Here is a 15413-nt window from a genome sequence, read left to right on the forward strand (position 1 = left end):
CAACGGCCATGGGCGAGTTCGACCTGATCGAGCGGTTCTTCAAGCGAAAATCCGCTGCAACCCGCTACAGCATTGCACCAACAGCTACTGATAGCGTAGCACTCGGCATCGGCGACGACTGCGCCCTGATCCAGCCCGCGCCCGGCCAGCAACTGGCCGTCAGCAGCGACATGCTGGTCGAGGGCCGCCACTTCTTCGCCGATGTCGATCCCGCCGCGCTCGGCCACAAGGCCCTGGCCGTCAACCTGAGCGACCTGGCCGCCATGGGCGCGGAGCCGCTCGCCTTCACCCTGGCACTGGCCCTGCCGCCCGCGCGCGCCGCCGACGCCGCGTGGCTGCAGGCCTTCAGCGACGGCCTGCTGCAGCTCGCCGCCGCGCACCGCTGCCCACTGATCGGCGGCGACACCACCGCCGGCCCGCTCAACCTCTGCATCACCATCCTCGGCCAGGTGCCGGCGGCCCAGGCGCTGCGCCGCGACGGCGCCCGCGCCGGCGACGACCTGTGGGTCAGCGGCACGCTGGGGGGCGCGCGCCTGGCGCTGGAGGCCCTGCAGGGCCTCCGCACCCTGCCTCCCGGCATGCTGGCCGCCGCGCGCCAGCGGCTGGAGCGGCCCACCCCGCGCGTCGCCCTCGGCCTGGCGCTGCGCGGCATCGCCAGCAGCGCCATCGATCTCAGCGACGGGCTGCTGGGCGACGTCGGCCACGTGCTCGCCGCCAGCCGCGCCGGCGCCACCATCGACACCTCGATTGCTTCTCTATTGATAGCTGTCGGTGAAGATACCACACTGGCTTCAGCCGTTTTTGACACGAAAACCGCGCTGACCCTCACCCTGGCCGGCGGCGACGACTACGAGCTGGCTTTCACCGCCCCGCCCGCCGCCCGCGCCGCCGTCGAACACGCCGGCGCGCAGGCCGCCACGCGCGTCACCCGCATCGGCCGCATCGAGGCCGCGCCCGGCTTGCGCCTGATCGACGGCGCGGGGCGCGCGGTCGAGGGCGACTTCCGCTCGTTCGATCACTTCGCCTGAACGATCGGCGGCTCGGCGCGCGCGATGTCGTGCAACTGCGCGATGGCGCTCTCGGCCGCCGGGCTGAGGTAGGCGTCGGCGCGGCGCACCAGCGCCAGGCGCCGGTCGGACGACCAGCCGCCCGGCGGCACCAGCAGGCCGAAATCACGTTGCACCTCCGGCAGTCCGGCGGCGGAGCGCGGCACCAGCACCACGGCATCCAGCGCCAGACCCAGCCCCAGCTCGCGGTTGGAGTAGGACGAAGCCACCCAGGGCGGCGGCGCCTCCAGGCCATGCGCCGCGAAGTTGCGCTGGAACTCGGCGAAGGTGGCCGTGCCGGGCGCCGGGACGACCCAGCGCGCCCGCGCCAGTTGCGCCCAGCTTGGCCGCCGGCCGCCCTTCAGCAGCGCGTGGCCGCGGGGCGCGATGGGCACCATCGGGTCGTCGCACAGCGGCTCCCACACCAGGGGCCGCGCCGGCGGCGCCGGCAGCCCGAGCAGCGCGAACTCCAGCTCGCCCGCCGCCACGCCGCGCATCAGGCTGTCGGTCATGCCGCCGCTGAGCATCCAGCGCACGCCGCGCTCGGTCTGCCGGGCGGCCAGCGGCAGCACCCAGCGGTCCGGCACCCCCATCCCCAGGCCCCAGCGCAGCACGCCGCTGCGGCCCTGGCGCAGGTCGCGCAGCGCGGCATGCAGGTCGCCGGCCGCCAGGTCGATGTGGCGCGCCCGCTCCAGGAAAGCGCGGCCGTAGGCGGTGGGCCGCATGCCGCGCCCTGCGTGCTCGAAGAGCTTGACCTTGCTGGCCCGCTCCAGCCGGGCGATGGCCTTGCTCAGCGTGGGCGGCGCGAAGCCCAGCTGGACCGACGCGGCCGTGAGGCTGCCCACGTCGGCGACGACCACGGCGATGTGCAGATCGTTCAGATTCATGGTTTTCCAATCCGGAAAAGTTTACCCACACGTTTTTATGGCACGTTTCCGCGCTCCGGACTAGATTCGCGCGCATCGCCATCATCCCCAAGGAGACAGACATGACAAGCATTTCGCCCCTGGCACGGGCCGCCGCCTGCGCCGTGGCCGCCCTGGCACTCGGCACGGCCGCGCAGGCGCAGGACGCCTGGCCGAGCAAGACCATCACGCTGGTGGTGCCCTTCGGCCCCGGCAGCGGCACCGACCTGGGCACCCGCATCCTCGCCAAGGAACTGGCCACCCACCTCGGCGTGGCGGTGATCGTCGACAACAAGCCCGGCGCCAACGGCGCCATCGGCGCGCAGGCCGTCGCCAAGGCGGCGCCGGACGGCCACACGCTGCTGGTCGGCAGCGGCACCACCAACGCCGTCAACTACGCTTTCTTCCCGAGCAAGCTGGGCTACAAGCCGGAGTCGTTCGTGACGGTGGCCGGCATGGGCTCCAGCCCGATCGGCCTGTACGTGCCCGCCAATTCCCCCTGGAACAACCTCGCGGACCTGGTGGCGGCGGCCAAGAAGACCCCCGGCAAGTTCAGTTGCGGCAGCGGCAACACCGTGACCCAGGTGGCGTGCGCCGTGCTCAAGAAGCGCGCCGGCATCGACGCCGTGAACGCGCCCTACAAATCCAACCCGCAGTCGCTGACCGACCTGGCTGGCGGCCAGTTGACGTATGCGTTCTCGGACGCCTCGGCCGCGCAGACGCTGGTCGATGGCAAGAAGGTGCGCACCCTGGCCCTGGCCACCGAAAAGCGCGCCACGGCCGCGCCGAACGTGGCCACCTTCGGCGAGCAGGGGGTCGCCGACTTCGTGTTCACCGGCTGGACCGCCGTGTTCGCGCCCGCCGGCACGCCGGCACCCGTGGTCGAGAAACTCAACGGATTCATCCGCCGCGCCAACCAGTCGCCCGCGGCGGTCGAGCTGCGCGCGCAAAGCGGATCGAGCCTGCTGGACTTCGACGTCGCCGCCACCAAGCGCTTCGTCGATGGCGAGGTGACGCGCTGGAGCCGCTACGTGAAGGACGCCGATGTCAAGCCCGAATAACGCCGCCGGCCCGCTGGCCGGCCTGCGCGTGATCGACTGGACGCACGTGCTCGCCGGCCCCTTCTCGGGCTACCAGCTCGGCTTGCTGGGCGCCGAGGTGATTCGCGTCGAGCGCGCCGACGCCGACGACATGATCCGCGCCAAGGCGGCCGACCCCGGGCTGGCCGCCCTGGGGCTGGGCGAGGCCTTCGTGGTGCAGGGCGCCGGCAAGCGCTCGCTGGCGATCAACGCCCGTGATCCGCGCGCCCGCCAGGCGCTGGCCGCGCTGATCGCCTCGGCCGACGTGCTGCTGGAGAACTTCCGCCCCGGCAAGCTGGCCAAGCTCGGCTTCGACCCGGCCGAACTCATCGTGCGCCACCCGCGCCTAGTGGTGTGCTCCATCACCGGCTTCGGGCCGGACTCGAACCGGCGCGCCTACGACCACGTGGTGCAGGCCAGCAGCGGCTTCATGGCCGCCAACGCCAACACCGACGGCACGCCGCAGCGCGTGGGCTTTCCGGTGATCGACTACGCCGTCGGCATGCAGGCCGCGCAGGCGGTGCTGGCGGCGCTGCTGCGCCGCGAACGCCAGGCGCGGCGCGCGCGCGCGGCGAATGGCTGCAGGTGACCATGAACGGCGCCGCGCTGACCCTGCTGGGCCCGGTGTTCGCGCCGCAGATGGTCAGCGGCATCACGCCGCCGCGCACCGCCTCGACGGCGTTCTCCGGCAGCGCGCTGTCGGGCACCTTCGCCGCCAGCGACGGCCATCTGGCCCTGGTGTGCAACGCGCCCGACCAGGCCGTGGGCCTGCAGCGGGCGCTGGCCGAGGCCGGCGTGGACGAGGCCACGCGCCAGCACATCGAAGCCGCCGCCGGACAGGCCGACGTGGTGACCGCCCAGCGGTTGCTGGGCGAGGCCTTCGGCCAGGCGACGGTGGCCGACTGGGAAGCGCGCCTGGCCGCCCACGGCGTGCCGGCCACGGGTGTGCGCAGCGCGGCGGCGGCGGCGGCCGAAGCCGTGGCCGAATCGCCGGCCGGATGGCCCCAGGTCGAGCTGCCGCTGCCCGACGGCCCGCGCCGCGTGCCGGTGCCGGGCATCGGCTTCAGCTCGTCCGAGCCGCTGACCGGCCTGCTCGCCGCGCCGCCGCGCCGTGGCGCCGACACCCGTGCCCTGCTGGCCGAGGCCGGGCTGGACAAGGCCACCATCGAGGCGCTGTTCGCCGACGGGGCGGCCTGGGCGCCGCCCGGCTGAATCGCCGCCGGCGCCCTCGGCGTCGGGCGTTGAGCGTCCAGCGCAGGCTGTTCACGCAAAACGCTCAACATTCAAATTTGATAGCTGCCCGCTCAATCTGCGTGCGGGATCGGGCCGGATTTCTCTTGAAAACCGGCCCGCAGGCGCTGCTGCTAGCATTGTCGCCACCCGTCCCGATGGAAAGCAGCGCCATGTCCCGCCACGCCGGCCTCGTCCTGAGCCTCGCCCTCGCCCTGTGCACCGGCGCGCACGCCGCCGACGCCAGCCGCATCAGCCGTGTCACCGTCTACCCCGGCAGCGCCACGGTGGAGCGGGTGCTGCACCTGGCGCCCGGCGCGCGCCAGGCCGTCTTCGCCTGTCTGCCCGCCGGGCTGGACGCGGCCAGCCTGCAGGCCAGCGGCGGCGCCGGCGTGCGCATCGGCGAGCTGGCCGTGCGCCAGCAGCCGCGCGCGCTGCTGGGCGAGGCCTGCCGCAGTCCGCTGCACGATCGCGTGCACGCGCTGGAGGACCAGATCGCCGCGCTGCAGGCCGAGAGCGACGGTCTCCAGGTGGCCGCCGGCTACCTCAAGAGCTTCGGCAACGCCGCCGCGGGCGCGGGCGCCGGCCCCGCGTCGGCGGCGCAGATCGGCGCCACCGCGCAGGCGCTGCGCCAGGGCGCGCAGGCGGGCGCCAACCGCCAGCACCAGATCCAGCGCGCGCAGGAAGCGCTGCAGCGCGAACTGGCTCCCCTGCTGGCCGAGCGCGACCGCGCCGGCACGCCCGACGCGCGCGCCAGCACCGTGCAGGTCACCCTGGCCGCGCCGCAGGGCGGCGAACTGCGCCTGAGCTACCAAGTGCGCGGCCCCGGCTGGCAGCCCGGCTACCGCGCCACGCTGGACACCGAGGCCCGCCGGGTGCGGCTGGAGCGCCAGGCGCTGGTGGCGCAGAACACGGGCGAGGACTGGGACAGCGTGCAACTGGTGCTGTCCACCGGCCAGCCCGGCGCCGCCACGCAGGGGCCGATGCCCCGGCCATGGCGCGTGGGCATCGAGCCGCCGGCCGCGCCGGAACAGATGCGTGCGCTGGCGGCGCCCGCGCTGCGCGCCCGCATCGCCGACGCGGCGGGCGGGGCCGAGGCCGAGCCGCCGCCCAGCTTCGACGTTGGCGTGTTCGACAAGTCCTTCGCCACCGAATTCGTGGTGCCGCGGCGCATCGGCGTGCCCTCCAGCGGCCAGCGCGTCACGCTGTCGCTGGGCGAGCACACCGCCGACGCGCGGCTGCTGGCGCGCGCCACGCCCGCGCTGGACGCCAGCGCCTACCTCATCGCCGCCATCGCCGCCCCGCCCGGCGTGTGGCCCGCTGGCCCGGTCAACCTGGTGCGCGACGGCGCCTACGTGGGCAGCGGCCGGCTCGACCCCGCCGCCTTGGCGCGCCAGGGCCTGGCCTTCGGGCGCGACGAACTGGTCACGGTGCGCGTGGAGCAGCCCGCGCGCACCGAAGGCACGGGCGGCTTCATCGCCAGCCGGCACGAACGCCGCGTGACGCGCCTGTACACCGCCGAGAACCGCCACCGCGACACCATCGCGCTGCAGCTGCTGGACGCCGCGCCGGTGTCCGAGCACCAGGACGTGCGCGTCGAATCGCGCTACCAGCCCGAGCCCGCCAGCCGCGCCTGGAACGACCAGCCCGGCACCGTGCTGTGGGAACAGCCGCTGACCGCCGGCGCCAGCCAGCGCTTCAGCGCCGAGCACCTCATCACCTGGCCGCAGGACACGCGGCTGTTCGAGCGGCCATGAGCCTTTCAGGCCGACCGCGCGAGGACGCGACCGACGTGCAGGCGCGGCGCATCGAGGAAGCCGCTCCCGCGCCGGCGCCCGCCGGGGCCGTGCCGCTGACGCCGCTGTCGGGCCGGGCCGGCCCGCCACCCGCAGGCGCCGTGCGCCCCAGCGCCCGCTTCATGCGCGCGCACCCGGCGCACTGGGTGGCCCTGGGCTTCGGTTCCGGCCTGTCGCCGGTGGCGCCCGGCACCAGCGGCACGCTGTGGGCCTGGCTGGCCTGGGTGGTGCTGGGCCTGTGGCTCACGCCCGCGCAGCAAGGCTGGCTGCTGGCCGCCGCGCTGCCGGTGTCGTGGTGGGCCTGCACCGTCACCGCCGACCACCTGCGCATGGCCGACCCCGGCGCCATCGTGGCCGACGAGATCGTCGCCTTCTGGCTGGTGCTGTGGCTGCTGATGCCGGCGGGCTTCTGGGCGCAGTTGGCCGCCTTCCTGTTGTTCCGGTACTTCGACGCCGCCAAGCCCGGCCCGGTGGGCTGGGCCGACCGCTTGCTGCACGGCGCGCGCGGCTGGCGCGGCGGCTTCGGCATCTTGCTGGACGATCTGGTGGCGGCAGGGTGCGCGCTGCTGGTGATCGCGGTCTGGCACCACATCTGAGCCAATCATGCTACAAAATAATGAGCTTTCGGCGCATGATCCATGCGGGCAAACGCCCGAAATCGTTCAGAAGTTGGCCTCGGTGCTGAAGCAGCGCGGCCAGATGATGGCGACGGCCGAGAGCTGCACCGGCGGCTTGATCGCCGGCGCCTGCACCGACCTGGCCGGCTCGTCGGACTGGTTCGAGCGCGGCTTCGTCACCTACAGCAACGCCGCCAAGACCGAGCTGCTGGGCGTGCCGGCCGCGCTGATCGCCGCGCACGGCGCCGTCAGCGAACCCGTGGCCCGGGCGATGGCCGAGGGCGCCCTCGCCCATGCGCGCGCCCAGGCCGCCGTGGCCGTCACCGGCGTGGCCGGCCCGGCGGGCGGCAGCCCCGGCAAGCCCGTGGGCACGGTGTGGTTCGGCTGGCGGGTCGACGGCCGCACCCTGAGCGAATGCCGCCGCTTCGACGGCGACCGCGCCGCCGTGCGTGCGCGGACCGTGGCGCATGCGCTGGGCCGGCTGCTGGCGCTGCTCGATGCCCCGCCCTGAACGGCTTGACGCCGCCGGTCACTAAGATGGACGCACGCCGGCACCGATAAAACAACACCAGGAGACCTCTCGCCATGTCCACGCCGCAAATCACCCTGAGCAATACCGTCCGCTACAGCACGCTGGCCTTCTGCGTGCTGGCGCTGGTGCTGAGCCTGTTCTCGATGATCGCCTTCGGGCGTGGCCTGCCGTGGCTGCTGCTGTTCGGCGCGCTGGTGGTGGTGGGCATCCACGACCTGCGGCAGACGCGCCACGCCATCCTGCGCAACTACCCGATCCTCGGGCACCTGCGCTTCGCGCAGGAGTTCGTGCGGCCGGAGATCCGCCAGTACTTCATCGAGGGCGACATGGAGGCGCAGCCCTTCTCGCGCGCGCAGCGCTCGGTGGTGTACCAGCGCGCCAAGGGCATGCCGGACAACCGCCCCTTCGGCACCCAGCTGGACGTGGGGGCCGAGGGCTACGAATGGATCAACCATTCGCTGCACCCCACCCGGATCGAGTCGCACGACTTCCGCATCTGGATCGGCGGGCGCCCCGGCACGCCGCTGCCCGGCGCGTCGCCCTGCACGCAGCCCTACAGCGCCAGCGTGTTCAACATCTCGGCCATGAGCTTCGGCGCGCTGTCGGCCAACGCCATCCTGGCGCTGAACCAAGGCGCCAAACTGGGCGGCTTCGCGCACGACACGGGCGAGGGCTCGATCAGCCGCTACCACCGCGAGCACGGGGGCGATTTGATCTGGGAGATCGGCTCGGGCTACTTCGGCTGCCGCAACGAAGGTGGCGGCTTCAACCCCGAGCGCTTCGCCGAGCAGGCGCGCGACCCGCAGGTGAAGATGATCGAGATCAAGCTGAGCCAGGGCGCCAAGCCGGGCCACGGCGGCGTGCTGCCGGGCGCCAAGGTCACGCCCGAGATCGCCGCCGCGCGCGGTGTGCCGGTGGGCGTGTCGTGCATCTCGCCGTCGGCGCACAGCGCGTTCTCCACGCCGGTCGAGCTGATGCGCTTCGTGGCGCAACTGCGCGAGCTGTCGGGCGGCAAACCGACCGGCTTCAAGCTGTGCATCGGCCACCCGTGGGAATGGTTCGGCATCGTCAAGGCCATGCTGGAGACCGACATCACGCCAGACTTCATCGTGGTGGACGGCGCCGAGGGCGGCACTGGCGCGGCGCCGGTGGAGTTCACCGACCACGTCGGCACGCCGCTGCAGGAGGGCCTGCGCCTGGTGCACAACACGCTGCGCGGCGTGAACCTGCGCGAGCGCATCAAGATCGGCTGCGCGGGCAAGGTCATCACCTCGTTCGACATCGCGCGCGTGCTGGCGCTGGGCGCCGACTGGTGCAACTCCGGGCGCGGCTTCATGATGGCCGTGGGCTGCCTGCAGGCGCAGACCTGCCACACCGGCCACTGCCCCACCGGCGTGACCACGCAGGACCCGGTGCGCCAGCGCGCGCTGGTGGTGGCCGACAAGGCGCCGCGCGTGGCGCAGTTCCACGCCAACACGCTGCACGCGCTGAAAGAGCTGCTGCAGGCCGCCGGCCTGACGCACACCGACCAGGTGACCTCGCACCACGTGGTACGCCGCATCGACGACACGCAGGTGCGCCAGTTGTCGGTGCTGCTGCCGTCGATGCGGCGCGGCGCGCTGCTGGGCGACGTGGCCGAGCTGCCGACCGTCTTTCGCCTGTTCTGGCCGCTGGCCAGCGCGCACAGCTTCGCCCCGCAGGTGCCCGAGCAAGGCGGCGCGGACGGCTCCGGCGCGGGGGAGTCGGCGAACGAGGTGGCGCACCAGTTGCGCGACGCGCCACCGCCGGAGCCGGAACCCGTCGCGCACCTGGTGCCCGAGCAGGCCTACTCGCCCGCGGCGGCGCCCGCATCGCCCACGCAGGTGCCGGAAAGCTGGCGCGCCTCCGACGCGGTGGACGGCCAACGGACGGGTTGAGCTTTTTCTTCGGAGCGCCAGGCGCTGGCCTCGCGTCGGGTGAAAACCCCTACCGATTCGGCGCCGTCACGCAGCCATAATTCGCTCGTTTTTGTTGTCACAGAGGCGTCAGCCGTTCGCATGAGTTCGGACATCATTCTGGAAACACGGGGGCTCGTGAAGGAGTTCAAGGGCTTCGTGGCGGTCAACGATGTCAACCTCAAGATTCGCCGCGGCACCATCCACGCCCTCATCGGCCCCAACGGCGCCGGCAAGACCACCTGCTTCAACCTGCTGACCAAGTTCCTGGAGCCGACGCGCGGCCAGATCCTGCTGGAGGGCAACGACATCACGCGCGAAAAACCGGCGCAGATCGCGCGGCGCGGCGTGGTGCGGTCGTTCCAGATCTCGTCCATCTTTCCGCACATGAGCGTGCTGGAGAACGTGCGCGTGGCGCTGCAGCAGACGCTGGGCACGGCGTTCAATTTCTGGAAGTCCGAGCGCACGCTCGACCAGTTGGACGGCCGCTGCCTGGAACTGCTCGACACGGTTGGCCTGCGCGAGTTCTCGCACCTGCCCGCCATCGAGCTGCCCTACGGCCGCAAGCGCGCGCTGGAGATCGCCACCACGCTGGCCATGGACCCCAAGCTGATGCTGCTGGACGAGCCGACACAGGGCATGGGCCACGAGGACGTGGACATGGTGACGCGGCTGATCAAGAAGGTGGCCGCCAACCGCACCGTGCTGATGGTGGAGCACAACATGGGCGTCGTGGGCAGCATCGCCGACACCATCACCGTGCTGCAGTTCGGGCAGGTCATCGCCGAAGGCGCCTACGCCGAGGTCTCGCGCAATCCGCAAGTGCTGGAGGCCTACATGGGCAGCACCGACGCGGCCCTCCAGGGCGCGCACGGCTGAGAAGCACCATGAGCGACGCCTCCGCCTTCGCCATCCGCCTCAAGGACGTGCACGCCTGGTACGGCGAGTCGCACATCCTGCACGGCGTCAGCATCGACGTGCGCCCCGGCGAGGTGGTGACCCTGCTGGGCCGCAACGGCGCGGGCCGCACGACGACGCTGCGCGCCCTCATGGGCCTGGTGGGCAAGCGCACGGGCTCGATCCAGGTGCGGGGCGCCGAGACGGTGAGGATGGCGCCGCACCACATCGCCCGCCTGGGCGTCGGCTACTGCCCCGAAGAACGCGGCATCATGGCCAGCCTGAACTGCCAGGAGAACCTGATGCTGCCGCCCAAGGTGGCCGAGGGCGGCATGGGCATCGACGAGATCTACGAGATGTTCCCCAACCTGAAGGCGCGCCGCACCAGCCCGGGCGGGCGGCTGTCGGGGGGCGAGCAGCAGATGCTGGCGGTGGCGCGCATCCTGCGCACCGGCGCCAAGGTGCTGCTGCTCGACGAGATTTCAGAAGGCCTGGCGCCGGTCATCGTGCAGGCGCTGGCGCGCATGATCCAGCAGTTGCGCGTGCGCGGCTTCACGGTGCTGATGGTGGAGCAGAACTTCCGCTTCGCGGCGCCGCTGGCCGACCGCTTCTACATCATGGAGCGCGGCCTCATCGTGAAGGAATTCACCGCCGCCGAGCTGCAGGACAACATGCACATGCTGCATGAATACCTGGGCGTCTAGGCGCGCCGTGCCTCGTCATTTTCGTCAGTCCACTACCCAAGGAGAGGTCCCATGAAACGCAAACTTCTGTGCTCGCTGATCGCCGGCATCGGCCTGGCCACCGCCGGCCTGGCCCAGGCCCAGATCTCCGACAACGTGGTGAAGATCGGGGTGCTGACCGACATGTCCGGCCTCTACGCCGACCTGGCCGGCCCGGGCTCGGCGACGGCGGCCAAGATGGCCGTGGACGACTACCTGAAAGCCACCAAGTCCAGCCTGAAGGTCGAAGTGGTGGCCGCCGACCACCAGAACAAGGCCGACGTGGGCGCCAGCATCGCCCGCAAATGGTTCGACAGCGAGCGCGTCGACGCCATCGCCGACGTGCCCACCTCGTCGGTCGCCCTGGCCGTGCATGAAGTGGCGCGCGAGAAGGGCAAGCTGTTGCTCAACTCCGGCGCCGCCTCGTCCGACCTCACGGGCAAGCTCTGCTCGCCCAACACCGTGCACTGGACCTACGACACCTGGATGCTGGCCAACGGCACCGGCAGCGCCATCGTCAAGACGGGCGGCAACACCTGGTTCTTCCTGACCGCCGACTACGCCTTCGGCCACGCGCTGGAACGCGACACCTCGGCCGTCGTCACCAAGGGCGGCGGCAAGGTGCTGGGCAGCGTCAAGGTGCCGCTGGCCACGCAGGATTTCTCGTCCTTCCTGCTGCAGGCGCAGTCGTCCAAGGCCAAGATCATCGGCCTGGCCAACGCCGGCGGCGACACCATCAACTCGATCAAGCAGGCGGCCGAGTTCGGCATCACCAAGGGCGGGCAGAACCTGGCCGGCCTGCTGGTGTTCCTCGCCGACGTGCACGGCCTGGGCCTGCAGACGGCGCAGGGCCTGATCCTGACCGAGACCTTCTACTGGGACCTCAACGACCAAACGCGCGCCTGGTCCAAGCGCTTCGCCGCCGCCAACGGCGGCAAGTACCCGACGATGGTGCAGGCCGGCGTCTACGCCTCCGTGCTGCACTACCTGAAGGCCATCGACGCCGGCAAGACCGACGACGGCACGAAGACGGTGGTGAAGATGAAGGAGCTGCCCACCGACGACCCGCTGTTCGGCAAGGGCGTGATCCGCGCCGACGGCCGCAAGATCCACCCGGCCTATCTGTTCGAGGTGAAGAAGCCCGCCGAGTCGAAAGGCCCCTACGACTACTACAAGTTGCGGGCAACGATCCCCGCCGACCAGGCCTTCCGCCCCATCGACCAGGGCGAATGCCCGCTGGTGGCCAAGAAATAAGCGCCGGCGCGCGAGGCAGCGGAGCACAGGCACGCCATGGACATCTTCGGCATCCCGGTCCAGGCCATGATGGGGCAGTTGCTCATCGGCCTGATCAACGGCTCGTTCTACGCCCTGCTCTCGCTCGGGCTGGCCGTCATCTTCGGCCTGCTCAACATCATCAACTTCGCCCACGGCGCCCAGTACATGCTGGGTGCCTTCGGCGCCTACCTGCTGCTCAACAAGCTGGGGCTGAACTACTGGTGGGCGCTGCTGATCGTGCCGCTGGCGGTCGGCGCCATGGGCGTCGTCATCGAACGCACGATGCTCGCGCGCCTGTACAAGCTGGACCACCTGTACGGCCTGCTGCTCACCTTCGGCCTGGCGCTCATCATCCAGGGCTTCTTCCGCAAGGAATACGGCTCCAGCGGCCTGCCCTACACCATGCCCGAACAACTGACGGGCGGGCAGAACCTGGGCTTCATGTTCCTGCCCAACTACCGCGCCTGGATCATCGGCGCATCGCTGATCATCTGCCTGGCGACCTGGTTCGTGATCGAGCGCACCAAGCTGGGCGGCTACCTGCGCGCCGCCACCGAGAACCCGCAGCTGGTGCAGGCCTTCGGCATCAACGTGCCGCGCATGATCACGCTGACCTATGGCTTCGGCGTGGCGTTGGCCGCGCTGGCCGGCGTGATGGCCGCGCCGATCTACCAGGTCAGCCCGCAGATGGGGGCCGACCTCATCATCGTGGTGTTCGCCGTCGTCGTGATCGGCGGCATGGGCTCGATCATGGGCGCCATCGTCACCGGCTTCGGCCTGGGGCTGGTCGAGGGACTGACCAAGGTGTTCTACCCCGAGGCCTCGACCACCGTCATCTTCATCATCATGACCATCGTGCTGCTGATCCGCCCGGCCGGCCTGTTCGGCACCCAGAAGTAAGCCATGGCCACCGGTTCGAACGCCCCCACTCACGCTCCCGCCCCGGCCTCCGCCGGCGCGGCGCGCACGCACCTCGCGGCCTTCGTCGCCATGGCCGCCATCTTCGTGCTCGCCCCGCTGCTGGGCGTGTACCCGGTGTTCATGATGAAGGTGATGTGCTTCGCGCTGTTCGCCTGCGCCTTCAACCTGCTGCTGGGCTTCGGCGGGCTGCTGTCGTTCGGCCACGCCATGTTCCTGGGCGGCGCCGGCTACGTCGCCGCTCACGCCGCCAAGGTGTGGGGCCTGACGCCGGAGCTGGCCGTCGGGCTGGCCACGCTGTGCGCCGCGGCGCTGGGCTGGGTGACGGGGCTGCTGGCCATCCGCCGCCAGGGCATCTATTTCGCCATGATCACGCTGGCGCTGGCGCAGATGGTGTTCTTCCTCAGCCTGCAGGCGCCCTTCACCGGCGGCGAGGACGGCATCCAGGCCGTGCCGCGCGGCAGGCTGCTGGGCATGATCGACCTGTCGAATCCGGTGGCCATGTACGGCTTCGTGCTGGCGGTGTTCCTCGGCGGCTTCGGGCTGATCTACCGCATCGTGCATTCGCCCTTCGGCCAGGTGCTGCAGGCGATCCGCGAGAACGAGCCGCGCGCCATCTCGCTGGGCTACGACGCCGACAAGTTCAAGCACCGCGCCTTCGTGCTCTCGGCCGCGCTGGCCGGGATGGCGGGCGCCACCAAGGCCATCGTGTTCCAGCTCGCCTCGCTGACCGACGTGCACTGGAGCATGTCGGGCGAGGTGGTGCTGATGACGCTGGTGGGCGGCCTGGGCACCCTCTTCGGGCCGATGGTGGGCGCCGCCGTGATCGTGGCCATGCAGAACTACCTGGCCGAGCTGGGCGCCTGGGTGTCGGTGGTGCAGGGCGTGATCTTCGTCGTCTGCGTGCTGCTGTTCCGCCGCGGCATCGTGGGTGAGATCGGGCACCTGCTGAAGAAGTCGCTCTGAACTCCGGACGCTATTGAATCAATAGCTTTCTGCGCAATATCCACGCGGGCTTTCGCCCGTTTTCATTCAAGAATCACAGAAGCGCGCTCCGCCACCGCCACGCCCAGCGGCGCCAGCCGGCGCGCCAGGGCGATGACCTCCTTGTCCTTGCTGAACAGCGCCGCGCCCTCGGCCACCGCCAGGTCGATGAACATCTGGTCGTCGGGATCGCGGCAGCGCACCGGCGCGGCGCCGGCGGGCGCGCGCGGATGGACCCATCGGTCGAAAGCCGCCAGCACCTCGTCCGCCGTGCGCCAGCGGCGCGCCAGTCGCGCCGCGACGAGCGGGTAGGTGAGCACCCGCGCCAATTCGTCGCGCATGGCCGGCGCGGCGATCCAGCGCACCGCGCCGGCGTGGATCGCCTGCTTCAGCGTGTCCATCGCCGGGTCGTCGAACAGCCACAGATCGAGCACGCAGTTGGTGTCGATCACCACGTCGGCGGGGCGCGGACCGGTCACGTGGCCTCACCCGACGTCGAGTTTCAGGCTGCGCACGAAGGGCACCCAGCGCGCACGCTCGGCGCGCCCGAAGTCGTCGGCCTGCCGCGGCGTGGACGGCCCCAGGTTCTCGACCCCGCCCTGCGCCAGCTTGTCCTTCATGGCCGGCAGCGCCAGGGCCGCGTTGAGCGCCTGGTTCAGCCGCGCGACCTCGGCATCGAGCGTCCCGGCGGGCACGAAGAGGCAGTTCCACGAATAGGCGTCGTAGCCGGCCAGGCCCTGTTCGGCGAAGGTGGGCACCCGCGGGATGGCCGGGCTGCGCTGCCGGCCCCCGTAGGCCAGGATGCGCACGCGCCCCTGCTGCGCCATCGGCCGCGAGGTGCTGATGCCGTCGAACACCAGGTCCACGTGGCCGCCCGACAGGTCCGCCATGGCCGGCCCGTTGCCCTTGTAGGGGATGTGGTTGAGCTTCACGCCCGCCACGCGGGCGAAGGCCTCGCCAACGATGTGGCTGATGGAGCCGGTGCCGGCCGAGCCGTAGCTCACCTGCCCCGGCTGCGCCTTGGCCTGCGCGATCAGCGCGCGCAACGTCCCGGGGCCGTTCGCCTTGCTGGCCAGCACCATCGGCCCGCGGCTCACCAGGCCGATCAGGCGCAGGTCGCGCTCCACGTCGAAAGGCAGGTTCCGGTACAGCGCGACGTTCATCACCAGTTGCGAGCTGGTGCCCAGGCCGATGGTCAGGCCGTCCGGCGGCGACTTGGCCACCAGGTCGGTGCCCAGCGACCCGCCGGCGCCGGGCCGGTTCTCGACGATGACCGGCTGGCCCAGCGATTCGGCCATGTAGCGGGCCAGCTCGCGCGCCGTCAGGTCGTTGATGCTGCCCGGACCGAAGCCCACCACCAGCCGGATGGGCCGGTGGGCGCCCGATTGGGCCACGGCGGCGGGCGCCGCCGCCATCGCGGCCAGGGTGGCCAGGGCCGCGCGGCGCGACAGGCGCCAGGAACGAGGGGAATGCATGAG

Annotated in this window: 16 protein-coding genes; 13 read left to right on the plus strand and 3 right to left on the minus strand. The window is 71.4% G+C overall.

What is annotated here, in order from left to right; translation table 11 throughout:
- The first annotated feature begins 8 nt into the window (after window positions 1-8).
- The gene (thiL, locus tag IPG65_RS04445; protein ID WP_293188061.1) at window positions 9-1028 is read left to right on the plus strand and encodes a thiamine-phosphate kinase; all 1020 of its coding nucleotides are present in this window, start codon (window positions 9-11) and stop codon (window positions 1026-1028) included.
- Here thiL and IPG65_RS04450 read toward each other — a convergent pair.
- Window positions 1016-1933, minus strand: coding sequence for a LysR family transcriptional regulator (locus IPG65_RS04450; protein ID WP_293188062.1), 918 nt, complete (start codon window positions 1931-1933; stop codon window positions 1016-1018). The two genes, thiL and IPG65_RS04450, sit on opposite strands and share 13 nt — an antisense overlap.
- A 101-nt stretch (window positions 1934-2034) precedes the next feature.
- Here IPG65_RS04450 and IPG65_RS04455 point away from each other — a divergent pair, with 101 nt between their 5' ends.
- The 12 genes from IPG65_RS04455 (at window position 2035) to IPG65_RS04510 (ending at window position 13917) form a co-directional block, all read left to right on the plus strand.
- A complete protein-coding gene (locus IPG65_RS04455) occupies window positions 2035-3012 on the plus strand; it encodes a tripartite tricarboxylate transporter substrate binding protein (protein WP_293188063.1) in 978 nt (325 codons plus the stop codon).
- Window positions 2996-3619, plus strand: coding sequence for a CoA transferase (locus IPG65_RS04460; RefSeq protein ID WP_293188064.1), 624 nt, complete (start codon window positions 2996-2998; stop codon window positions 3617-3619). The genes IPG65_RS04455 and IPG65_RS04460 overlap by 17 nt, the downstream gene beginning before the upstream one ends.
- Before the next feature lie 2 nt (window positions 3620-3621).
- The gene (locus IPG65_RS04465) at window positions 3622-4242 is read left to right on the plus strand and encodes a CoA transferase (RefSeq protein ID WP_293188065.1); all 621 of its coding nucleotides are present in this window, start codon (window positions 3622-3624) and stop codon (window positions 4240-4242) included.
- Window positions 4243-4433: 191 nt separating this feature from the next.
- Window positions 4434-6017 (plus strand): DUF4139 domain-containing protein, encoded by a 1584-nt coding sequence (locus tag IPG65_RS04470; RefSeq protein ID WP_293188066.1) that lies wholly within the window; start codon window positions 4434-4436, stop codon window positions 6015-6017.
- A 161-nt stretch (window positions 6018-6178) separates the two neighbouring features.
- On the plus strand, window positions 6179-6652 hold the full coding sequence (locus IPG65_RS04475) for a phosphatidylglycerophosphatase A (protein ID WP_293189940.1): 474 nt from the start codon (window positions 6179-6181) through the stop codon (window positions 6650-6652).
- A gap of 103 nt (window positions 6653-6755) precedes the next feature.
- Window positions 6756-7184 (plus strand): CinA family protein, encoded by a 429-nt coding sequence (locus tag IPG65_RS04480; protein WP_293189942.1) that lies wholly within the window; start codon window positions 6756-6758, stop codon window positions 7182-7184.
- Window positions 7185-7258: 74 nt separating this feature from the next.
- Window positions 7259-9121: an FMN-binding glutamate synthase family protein gene (locus IPG65_RS04485; protein WP_293188067.1), complete on the plus strand. Its 1863-nt coding sequence runs from the start codon at window positions 7259-7261 to the stop codon at window positions 9119-9121.
- Between the two features lie 120 nt (window positions 9122-9241).
- Window positions 9242-10018 carry an ABC transporter ATP-binding protein gene (locus tag IPG65_RS04490; protein ID WP_293188068.1) on the plus strand — a complete coding sequence of 259 codons (777 nt, stop codon included), beginning with the start codon at window positions 9242-9244 and terminating at the stop codon, window positions 10016-10018.
- Between the two features lie 8 nt (window positions 10019-10026).
- The gene (locus IPG65_RS04495; protein ID WP_293188069.1) at window positions 10027-10740 is read left to right on the plus strand and encodes an ABC transporter ATP-binding protein; all 714 of its coding nucleotides are present in this window, start codon (window positions 10027-10029) and stop codon (window positions 10738-10740) included.
- Window positions 10741-10791: 51 nt separating this feature from the next.
- Window positions 10792-12012, plus strand: a complete 1221-nt coding sequence (locus tag IPG65_RS04500; RefSeq protein ID WP_293188070.1) for an ABC transporter substrate-binding protein — start codon at window positions 10792-10794, stop codon at window positions 12010-12012.
- Window positions 12013-12048: 36 nt separating this feature from the next.
- Window positions 12049-12933, plus strand: a complete 885-nt coding sequence (locus tag IPG65_RS04505) for a branched-chain amino acid ABC transporter permease (RefSeq protein ID WP_293188071.1) — start codon at window positions 12049-12051, stop codon at window positions 12931-12933.
- Window positions 12934-12936: 3 nt separating this feature from the next.
- The gene (locus tag IPG65_RS04510) at window positions 12937-13917 is read left to right on the plus strand and encodes a branched-chain amino acid ABC transporter permease (RefSeq protein ID WP_293188072.1); all 981 of its coding nucleotides are present in this window, start codon (window positions 12937-12939) and stop codon (window positions 13915-13917) included.
- 62 nt (window positions 13918-13979) lie between these two features.
- Here the strand turns inward: IPG65_RS04510 and IPG65_RS04515 are convergent, their stop codons facing one another.
- Both IPG65_RS04515 and IPG65_RS04520 read right to left on the minus strand, forming a co-directional pair.
- Window positions 13980-14414: a putative toxin-antitoxin system toxin component, PIN family gene (locus tag IPG65_RS04515; RefSeq protein WP_293188073.1), complete on the minus strand. Its 435-nt coding sequence runs from the start codon at window positions 14412-14414 to the stop codon at window positions 13980-13982.
- A 6-nt stretch (window positions 14415-14420) separates the two neighbouring features.
- The gene (locus tag IPG65_RS04520; protein ID WP_293188074.1) at window positions 14421-15410 is read right to left on the minus strand and encodes a tripartite tricarboxylate transporter substrate binding protein; all 990 of its coding nucleotides are present in this window, start codon (window positions 15408-15410) and stop codon (window positions 14421-14423) included.
- Window positions 15411-15413 lie beyond the last annotated feature (3 nt).

The sequence above is a fragment of the Ottowia sp. genome (assembly GCF_016703145.1).
In the GTDB taxonomy this organism is placed as follows: Bacteria; Pseudomonadota; Gammaproteobacteria; order Burkholderiales; family Burkholderiaceae_C; genus Ottowia.